General features: G+C 60.2%; 7 protein-coding genes. All 7 read right to left on the reverse strand.

The genetic code is table 11. From position 1 onward, the window contains the following. Positions 1-693: GTPase Era (era, locus tag H1Y01_RS03455; protein ID WP_180538811.1), on the reverse strand; the 693-nt coding region annotated here is incomplete at its 3' end. Then, positions 690-1,952 (reverse strand): hemolysin family protein, encoded by a 1,263-nt coding sequence (locus tag H1Y01_RS03460; RefSeq protein WP_180538813.1) that lies wholly within the window; start codon positions 1,950-1,952, stop codon positions 690-692. The genes era and H1Y01_RS03460, both read right to left, overlap by 4 nt. Before the next feature lie 2 nt (positions 1,953-1,954). Then, a complete protein-coding gene (gene ybeY, locus H1Y01_RS03465) occupies positions 1,955-2,401 on the reverse strand; it encodes an rRNA maturation RNase YbeY (RefSeq protein WP_180538815.1) in 447 nt (148 codons plus the stop codon). A 2-nt stretch (positions 2,402-2,403) separates the two neighbouring features. After that, complete coding sequence (locus H1Y01_RS03470) at positions 2,404-3,441, reverse strand: PhoH family protein (protein WP_180538817.1); 1,038 nt, start codon at positions 3,439-3,441, stop codon at positions 2,404-2,406. 501 nt (positions 3,442-3,942) lie between these two features. Next, positions 3,943-6,693 (reverse strand): FAD-dependent oxidoreductase, encoded by a 2,751-nt coding sequence (locus H1Y01_RS03475; protein WP_219341230.1) that lies wholly within the window; start codon positions 6,691-6,693, stop codon positions 3,943-3,945. A 197-nt stretch (positions 6,694-6,890) separates the two neighbouring features. Next, positions 6,891-8,009 (reverse strand): beta-glucosidase, encoded by a 1,119-nt coding sequence (locus H1Y01_RS03480; RefSeq protein WP_180538819.1) that lies wholly within the window; start codon positions 8,007-8,009, stop codon positions 6,891-6,893. 92 nt (positions 8,010-8,101) lie between these two features. Continuing rightward, positions 8,102-9,729 (reverse strand): glycoside hydrolase family 2 protein (locus H1Y01_RS03485; protein ID WP_180538821.1); only part of this gene is annotated, 1,628 nt, incomplete at its 5' end.

The raw sequence follows: 9,729 nt of genomic DNA on the forward strand, positions 1-9,729 counted from the left end.
GGTGGCGAAGATCTTGATGAGCCGGTCGGATTCTTCCCACGTATCGATCAGGACCACGACGGAGTGCGGGACTTCCTGTTCGGTTTCCTGCAGGATTCGTTCGCGCACGAGCTCGGTTGCGAGAAAACGCGCCGGCTGATCGGTTACGTGATCGGAGGGGAAGTACTGCGGACCCTCGGGCAGGCGCGCGCGGATCAGATCGCGCAGCTTCGCGACGTCGGATGCGGATTGCGCGGAGATTGGGAGGAAATCGACGAAGGGGTGCAGTCCGCGATAGAACTCGATCACGGGGAGCGCCCGCTCCGCGTTTTCGATCAGGTCGAGCTTATTGACAAGCAGGATGGCCGGCGATTCCACATGGCGCAGAATGCTGACGGCATCGCGATCGGGCTCGCCCGGCTGAACGGTCGCGTCGGCGAGATAGAGCAGCAGATCGCGTTCATCGAGCGACGAACGCACGCTGTGCATCATGCGTTTGCCGATGGCGGTTTGGGCTTTGTGGATACCGGGCGTGTCGATGAAGACGATCTGGCAATCGGGACCGGTGTAGACGCCTTGAATCGCGCTCCGCGTGGTCTGCGGCTTATCGGCGACGATCGCGACCTTGGAACCGACGAGCGCGTTCAGCAGCGTCGATTTGCCGGCATTGGGGCGACCCAGTATTGAGACGAAACCCGAGACGAAGCCGCTCACTGGCTCACCGCGGCCTGGCTTCGGCTGACGCGCACCTGCTCGACGCGTAGTTCATCGCTGGCGAGAACGTCGATCCGCACGCCGTCGCGTTCGACGGATTCTCCCGGCTGCGGCACGCGGCCGAGCCATTCGCTGACCAGGCCGCCCACGGTGGTCGATTCGATGTCTTCCTCCAGGTTCACGTTCAACATCTCGGCGAGGCGCGACAGATCGAAGCTTCCCGACACGATATAGCCGCCATTCTCATCGAGAGTGACGTCGGTCTCGGGCTCATGCTCGTCGCGGATTTCACCGAGGATGACTTCGACCACGTCTTCGAGCGTCGCGAGTCCGGCGGTGTTGCCGTATTCATCGACCACGATCACCATGTGAGCGCCTTCCATCTGCATCTCGCGCATGAGATCGTGTACGGACTTGGTTTCCGGGACGAAGCGGATGGGCCGCATCAGGTCCTGAATCGTGCGTTTGGAGCGCTCTTCGTCTTCCAGCTCGAACATGTCGCGCACGTGAACGAAGCCGATGATCTGATCGAGCGTGCCTTCATACACCGGGATGCGCGAATACTGCTCGTTGATAACCAGGTGACGCAGCTGCTCGAGGGACGCGTCGGACTTGATCACGACCATGTTGGGGCGGGGCGTCATGATTTCGCGGACGACCTTGTCGCCGAACTCGACCACGTTCTGGATGAGCTTGCGGTCTTCCTCTTCGATCAAGCCTTCTTCGGCGCCCGCGGTGATTAAGGTATCGATGTTTTCGGCGGGCGTGGGCGGCTCATTGCCGACGGGCTCTTCTTTGGTGATGTCGATCAGTGAGTTGAGGAAACTGAGCAGACCGACGACCGGCATCATGGTCAGGCCGACAATCCGCAGGGCCGGCGCCATCGGCAAGAGCCAGTTGCCACGCGAGCGGCGATAGAGCGCATGCGGGACCACGTAGGCGAACGCCATCATGAACAACAGCCCGCTTAGTGCGGCCTGCAGCATGGTACCCGGCGTGAGGCGGCCGCCATCCACGGCAAAAGCCAAGACAGCGACACCGGACAGCAAGAGCGCTCCATGTTTAATCAGCGAGAACGCCAGGGAGCCGCGGTCGATGGGGAACCCGATGCGCGATTCCAAGGCGCTGCGGAAGAACTGCTGCATGGGAACGTCGCGCGTGCGCAAGCGTTGGGATTCGAGATAAAGCTGCTGCACGGTGGAGATGAGCGCCAATACAGCAGCGAGCGCGATCAGCGCGATGAGACTTGCAAGGGCCATCGCTATGCTCTCTGGCGCACGCGCCGGATCAGGCCTGTGGGTAAACCGAGCTTCGCGCGCCAGCGCTGCTCGGCGCGCGCCATCTCGCCATGGTCGGTCTCGTGATCGTAGCCGGCCAGATGCAGCACGCCATGCAACATGAGCAGTTCGATCTCGGTGGTTACCGAGTGTCCGAAACTGCGCGCTTGCGCGGCGGCGCGATGGCGCGAAATCGCGAGATCGCCGCCCTCGCCGGAAGGAAACGAGAGAACGTCGGTGGCGTAGTCTTTGCCCAGAAATTCGCGATTCAGGCGCCGCAGTTCCGTATCGCCCGTGATCAGACAATGGAACGGACGCTGGACGGCGACGCGCTTGCGAAGGAGTTCCGCGAAGGTTTCGAGCGCCTGCCGCTCGATACCGGCGTGTTCGGGAACACGCCGGAAAGTTATCAGTGGGTCCGATAAGCCCATGCTTAATTGGCCGTGCGCGACGCGCCGTTGCTCGCCAGCGCGGCCGCGACAGGATCCGGAATCGGTTCGGAGAGCTTCAACGACAACTGGGCCGTGTTGGCTTCGTTGGCACGCTCATAAGCCTTCACAATGCGCTGCACCAGGCTGTGGCGCACGACGTCGCGATCGCTGAAATGCACGAAGCTGATGCCTTCGACTCCATTTAGAACTTCGGCGGCATCCAGCAATCCGCTGCGTTTGCCAGTACCCAAATCGACCTGCGTCGGGTCGCCGTTCACTACCATCTTGGAGTTGAACCCCTGGCGGGTGAGGACCATCTTCATCTGTTCGGGAGTGCTGTTCTGCGCTTCATCGAGGATGATGAACGCGTCGTTAAGGGTGCGGCCGCGCATGAACGCGATCGGCGCCACTTCGATGGTCAGCTTTTCGAGCAGCTTTTCCACTTTGTCCGTCTCCATCATGTCGTACAGCGCGTCGTAGAGCGGGCGCAGGTAGGGATCGATTTTCTCTTGCAGCGTTCCGGGCAGGAAGCCGAGTTTCTCTCCCGCTTCGACCGCGGGGCGTGTCAGCACGATGCGGCTCACGCGCTTCGAAATCAGCGCGGAGACAGCCATCGCGACGGCCAGATACGTCTTCCCGGTTCCGGCGGGGCCGATGCCAAACACCAGATCGTTGCGCTCGATGGCTTCCATATAGCGCCGCTGATTCATGGTTTTCGGCGCAAGGACTTTCTTGCCGAAATTGCGCTGGCGGCCGCTCTGTACCAGTGCGCGGAGCGAAACGTCGGGGTCCTCGGTAAGCACACGAATGTAGCTGTTCAGATCGCCGTTGGAGAAAATCACTCCTTCACGCACAAGATCCGCGTAGTCTTCCAGGATCTTTTCGGCGCGGGCGACACCCGTCTCTTCGCCCTCGATTTCGAGAGAGCTCTCCACGAGGTGTGTCTTAACCGCAAGGCCGGTTTCGAGGAGACGCATGTTCTCGTCCCGCGTACCGTACAGGTTTTCGACACCACGTGTGATCTGAACGCTGGTTTTCATGAGCTGTAGACACGACCTCCTGACAGAAAAAGTGAGATGGATTTCAGGCAATAAAGCTTAGGCAGATAAAACCTTGGGGATGCGGCTCAGAACGGGGCCGCGCTGCTGAATCGGGGAAAGAGGCTTGAAGACAATAAGATAGCTAAGCTTAGTCAGGCCGAACCGGTACCGCGAAACGCGGGCGGAAACTACCATCCAGCCTTCATTATATCAGCGGAAACGCTTTGGCAAGCATGAAAATTCGGTGTCAGGGCGGGCGACATAGAGAGTGACAGGTTTTCGGTGGGACCGGCAGCGGCCGAGGGTGATTTTTCCGTGGGAGTTGTGCCGCGAGGTTCGGCGGACCGGTCGCTGACGCTCGCGGCTCAGTAAAATCGCGGCTCAGTAAAATCGATCGGTTACAGGTCCCCAAACCTCTCGCTCCGTGGCGCAAGGTAATCGTAAAATCGCGGCTCGGTAAAATCGATCGGTTACAGAGCCGCGCGCGTCAGCCAGGCGGATTTAGGCGTTGAGCGAAACTTCCCAGGGCTGCGGGACGACTTTGCGCAGGGAACGATCCTGGCGCAGCTCGTTGACCTTCTCCGCCGCCTTCTTTCCGGCCAGGAATGCGTGGTCGGAGTTGTAGTATTCCCACTCGCTGTAGCGGCCGGCGAGAACGATGTCGTTCTTCAGCAGCCAATCGCGGATGGCAGCAACGTTGAGCGAGCGGCCGTGGTCGTAAATGACGTACGCATACGGCATATCGACCTGGTTGGCGGTCAGGATCGGGTCGTCTTCGTTGAAGAACCCGACCTTACGGCAATCTTCGATGCAGAGGCGAATCAAGTCCTCGCCATCGCACGGGAGCGGTTTGTGCTCGGAGTAGGTGATCTCGCAGGTGAGGCCGAATCCGCCCGGAGGATTGCAGTGCGGGCTGGCGTTGCCCTGGACAAAGATGCGGTGGAACACGGAGTCTTCGGGGTAGTAGATCCAGTGCTTTTCGGTGAGGTTTTCGCGGCCGACACCGATGTTGACGCAGCGCACCGAGGTGTGGCGCAGACTCGCGGCATGTTCGCGAATGGGATCGGGGACTTCGTCGCCCATCGCGCGAATCAGCAGCGGGAGCGGCATGGTGCTAACGAGCGTCTCGTAGGGGATCACTTGCCCGTCGTCTAGCGTGATGGTGTGCGCGCTGGCGGAGACTTTGCGGACGCGCGTGTTCAAACGGAGATCGCCCTTGAGATGCGGCAGGAAGCCGTTCATCAACGACTGGAAGCCGCCGCGCAGCGGATAGCCGAATCGGGCGTTGGGACCCATCGGCTTGCCCACGGGTTGGAGCGCGCCTTCGATCATCTCTTCGAGATCGGGAAGAGGGACACGTCCGCCGAGCCAGCTGGTTTCCATCTGATCCAGCGGAACCGCCCAGATTTTGCGGTTGTAGGGGATGGCGAAGTGTTTGGCGATGCCGGCACCCCAGACTTTGTAGATGAATTCTTCGAAGTTGCGCGGCTCGGAGGAGTGTTCCGCAACCGCGCGCGGCCCGAGTTCAGTTTCGGATTCGAGCACACCGTCGGCGCAACAATCGGTGATCGATTCGGCTTTGCATGCGGACGGGCTCGAATTCAGAGCCAGCTTGGCCGAACCATTGGCATGTCCGTTCGCGTGGCCATTCGTTAACGTAAGCGACCCGCCGCTCGCGGCGCCGGCGGGCTTCTTCTCTTTGCCCATGCTTCCGAAGCGGGCTTCGATGGCTCCGGTGATGCATTCCTTGATCACTTCCGGCGGTAAGCCGTAGAGCGCGCCCTGGAAGGGATAGCGCGTGTAGACGTTCTTGCTGTAAATCCACGCTTCGCGATTTTGCCAGTGAACGTTATCGCCGAGCAGCATCTTATACATTTCGTGGACGTACGGATCGTTCGAGAACATGATGTGCCCGGCGAAGTCGAAGGTGAACCCCTTGTCCTCGATGGAGCGGCACCATCCGCCGACGCGGCTTTCTTTTTCTATCAGAACAGCATCCGCGCCCAGATGGTAGGCCGCGCTCAGCCCGGTGGGGCCCGCGCCGATCACTACAGTGGACGGCGTCTGTTGCGTGTCGTTCAGATTGGTGTTTGCCATGGCCGGTTTAAAGATGCCTTCCTCCAGATTGTCCGTCTTACCGATCGCTTTTACAATCAGTTCTTGCATGGCTTGCGCGGTGCGGTCCCAGCTAGTTTTCGATAGCACGTCGCGCATGCCTGCGATGCGGGATGCCGTCTCCTGGCTGGACGCCTTCAAAGCCCGTTCGCATGCCGCCGCGAAGTTCTCAGGCGTTTCGCCGAGATAAACAATTTTTCCGTAGGGCTCGGCGACGTCCGTGATGGGCGTGCTGACAATCGGCTTCTCGGCAACCATGTATTCAAGCGTCTTGGTGGGACTGATAAATTTGGTCGACTCGTTGCGCGCGAACGGCAGTAGACAGAGGTCCCAGCCGGAGAGATAAGACGGCAGCTCCGCGTATTGCTTTTGTCCGAGATAGTGGAGATTGGCTCGATGCGGCAGATCGGATTCTTTGATCTTGACGACCGGACCCAGCATCACGATGTTCCATTCCGGATGCGCATCCGCTACATGCGCGAGCAGATTCAGATCGAGGCGCTCGTCGATTACGCCAAAGAATCCGAGGCGCGGGTGCGGGATGCCGGCCTGATCCGCGGGTTCGGGCATGACCACCGAGCGAGCTTTCGAGTAATGTTTCGTATCGACGCTGCTGGGAAAGCAGTGCGCGTTGGAGTGCCGGTTTTTCTTGGCGCGATAGAGGCTCGGGCCGCCGGTGAACACAACGTCTGCCAGCTTCAATAACTTTTCTTCGCGATCGAGCAGCTGCTTGGGCGCGTTCAGGAACGCCGACAACTCGTCCATGCAGTCGTACACAACGGCGCGGGGCGCGAGACGATCGGCAAGGGGCAGCGCCATGGGCGTGTAGAACCACAGAACATAGTTTTGAATGTTCTCTTGCGCGATGAGCTGATTCAGCAGGGAGAATAAAAACGGGATCTGCTCATCCGAATATCCGCCGACTTGCGCCGGTGTATGCGGGCAACAGATCACCAATCCCGGCTCGGGCTTTCGAATTTCCCAATAAGCCGCGCCCGATTCGGATTTGACCGGTTCTTCGATGAAAATGACACGATGCTGACGCGCAAAACGAGTCAACAAATGTTGCGGTCTTTGGAACACAAAATCCCAGCGCAGATGAGAAAAGATAATTAGATCGTCGAAGGTTTTTGGCACTTTTTGTTCTCCCAGAATGATGGCCGGCCCACGGACGTGGTGCGCGATCTTCCGCCGCTGGAAGTTTAAAGAAGCAACAAAAATGCCAAACAGAGGAATTGCGGTGTTGTCCCGAAACAGGACGAAATCGGACGGGCGGGCCGTACTCTAGGCTACTGTTCGGCCACCAAAAGGCGGCCGACGCAGTTGACAAACTGTCACACGCATCCGATGGAGGCTAGTAATTGGCGTGATTTTGTAAGCGCACTCGCATACGTTTGATTCAAAGTGCGTACTAATTTCCCATCGGAAGCGTGCTGAAAATCCCACAATCCGCTATTATGCCAGTGGTTTGCGTCCTGCCAATCATATCGGTCGATGACCGGGTACAGGCAGATTCCATCGATCGGCGTCCCTTCGCGGCGCGCCTTTAAGACTTCGTCGGCAACCTCAAGGATCCAGCGAGCCCGGCCCGATCCGAAGTGACTGGTCTCGGCGACAAACAACGGACGGCGGTAGCGGCGATAAATGTCGGTCAGCAGCTTGTGCAGCGGCACCCAGCGGTCATCTCGGGGTTCATCCTCCCAGCGGAGCCGGCCGTTGCCTTCGATCTCCCATTCGTTGGAATGATAGAAGTTGGCGCCCAGGATATCGAGAAACCTGGGATCGCCGCCGAGCGAAGGCTCCTGATAACCGGCGATCATGTTCCACGCCTCGAATTGAGATTCGTGGTGCTGCCGCGCTTGTGCCGCGAGGTCCGGACGATGGCGCGGAGGGAGAACCTTAACGATCGGTTCGGGATAGACGAAACGCGCGCGCGGGTCGACATCCAGAATGGCCGCGCAACCCGCAACGGTCGCGCGAATGAGGTTGTGCTTGATGTCGTTGTCCCGGCCGAAAGCGAAGGGGTAGATCAGGTCGCGAGCCGCGCCCCAGCAGAGAAAGTTGATCTCATTCATGGGCGCATAGAACGGCACTTCATCGGATTTGTTCCGGACGAACTGAGCGACCGCCCGCGCGAACCGTACGTAACGGTCGACGAAGGCGGGACTCAGAACGTCCAAGCCATCGGGCCAGCCGTAATGGCAGATGTCCCAGATGACCTGGACGCCCTGGCGCGCGGCGGCGTCGAACATGGGTTCAAACGACGACCAGTCGTACCCCTGCGAGCCGCGATCGATCCGATGCCAGCGGAGGCCGTCGCGGGTGGCTTGCATGCCTTGCGATTTCAGCAGGGCGTAATCGTGCTCGGCCTGAGAATCATGCTGGACACCGGCGATCATGTCGAGGCGGCGTCCGGCGGTGTTGATATGGGTTGCGCATTCGAAGCCCCCCATCCAGAAGGATTGGAAAAGGCGGGGCGCGCAAAGGGAGATCGCGGAGCTTTTCGGCGCCGCGACCGGAGAGGAATCAAATGAAGTATCGAGGTTCAATGACGGTCCTGGGTTCGGTAGTCTTCAGAAGGTACAAGGTACTGGTGTCGCTGGAAGCTCATTATTCGCTCGCGCCATGCAACTTCGTGACGGTCGCGTTCGCTGCGCGACCCGCGGGTGGCGAGCGCCATCTCTTCCAGCGGGAATTTCGGCGTGCGATCGGAGTAGAGTAAGCCGTTGGCTTCCTGGTAGGTATCGGTGAACTGGGTGTAGCAGAAACCGGCCAACGAGGGGAGGGATCGGATCACGCCCAAAAGGGCGGTGTACCTCTCGGCAAATTGCTGCGCGGAGTCGGAGCGAACGTAGCCCCAGGTGCCCTGGACGTCGGGCGAGTAGGCGATGCCGCCGAATTCCGTAAGGATAATGGGCTGATCGGAGTTGGTTGCGCCCTCCAGCAGGAGGATGCGGCCGCCGGGGCGTTCGCGCTTGAACAGCCGGCTCTCGATTTCGTTGGCGCCGTAGCGGCGCGCGATGCGTTCCGGTGAGTCATCGTAATCGTGGATTCCGATGATGTCGGTGGCCACGCTCTCCCAGCCGTCGTTTCCGATGACCGGTCGCGTCGGGTCAATGGTTTTGGTGAGGTGATAAAGCGCCTGCACGTAATGGCGCTGCGCCGGGCTGTCGGGCAGATCGGGCACGCCCCACGACTCGTTGAACGGCACCCAGGCGATGATGCAGGGATGGCTGCTATCGCGGCTGAGAACGTCCACCCATTCGCGGGTGAGGCGCTCAATGGATTCGCGGGTGAACCGGTAGGCGCTGGGCATCTCTTCCCACACCAGCAGGCCGAGGCGGTCCGCCCAGTAGAGGAAACGCGGGTCCTCGATTTTCTGGTGCTTGCGGACGCCGTTGAAGCCCATGGCTTTTACGAGTTCGACGTCGCGGCGCAAGGCGTCATCGTCCGGCGACGTTAAGCCGCTTTCCGGCCAATAGCCTTGATCGAGGACCAGACGCAACAGGAAAGGACGGCCGTTGAGGACAAACTTGTCGCCTTGCACGCCGATGGAACGCAGCGCGGTGTAGCTGGTTGCGGTGTCGATCAGCTCGCCGCGGCCGCCCCAGAGGCGCAGCTCGACGTGGATGAGCGTGGGGGTGGTGGGGCTCCACAGCAAATCGTTGCGGTAATCGTCGATCCCGGGATCGGAGAGCGCAATCCGCCGGTGCACTTCGCCGGCGACGACCGCGTACGTGTCGTCCGCAACCAGCAGGTTGCCGACGTGCATTTTGACGTTGAGGCGCACGCCCTCGCGGCGGACCCCGTCGAGCCGCGCTTCGAAACCGATTTCCCAGCGCTCGATATTGGGGGTCCATCGAACGAAGCCGATGTAGGTCGCGGGGAGCACTTCCAGCCAGACGGTCTGCCAGATTCCGGTCGTACGCGGATACCAGATGGAATGGGCCTCCAGCATCCAATCCTGCTTACCGCGCGGCTTGGCGAGGTCGGATGCGTCGTCCTCCGCCCGAACGACAACGGTTTGGGGGCCGGAGGCGGTCAGGAAATCGGTGATATCGGCGTGAAAAGGCGTGTAGCCGCCCTGGTGATGACAAACCAGAACACCGTTCAGCCAGACGGACGCGCAGTAGTCGACCGCGCCGAAATGAAGGATCAGCCGCTTGTTGTCGG

Origin of the sequence: Nevskia soli (genome assembly GCF_903970205.1) — a bacterium.
Taxonomy (GTDB): Bacteria; Acidobacteriota; Terriglobia; order Bryobacterales; family Bryobacteraceae; genus Bog-113.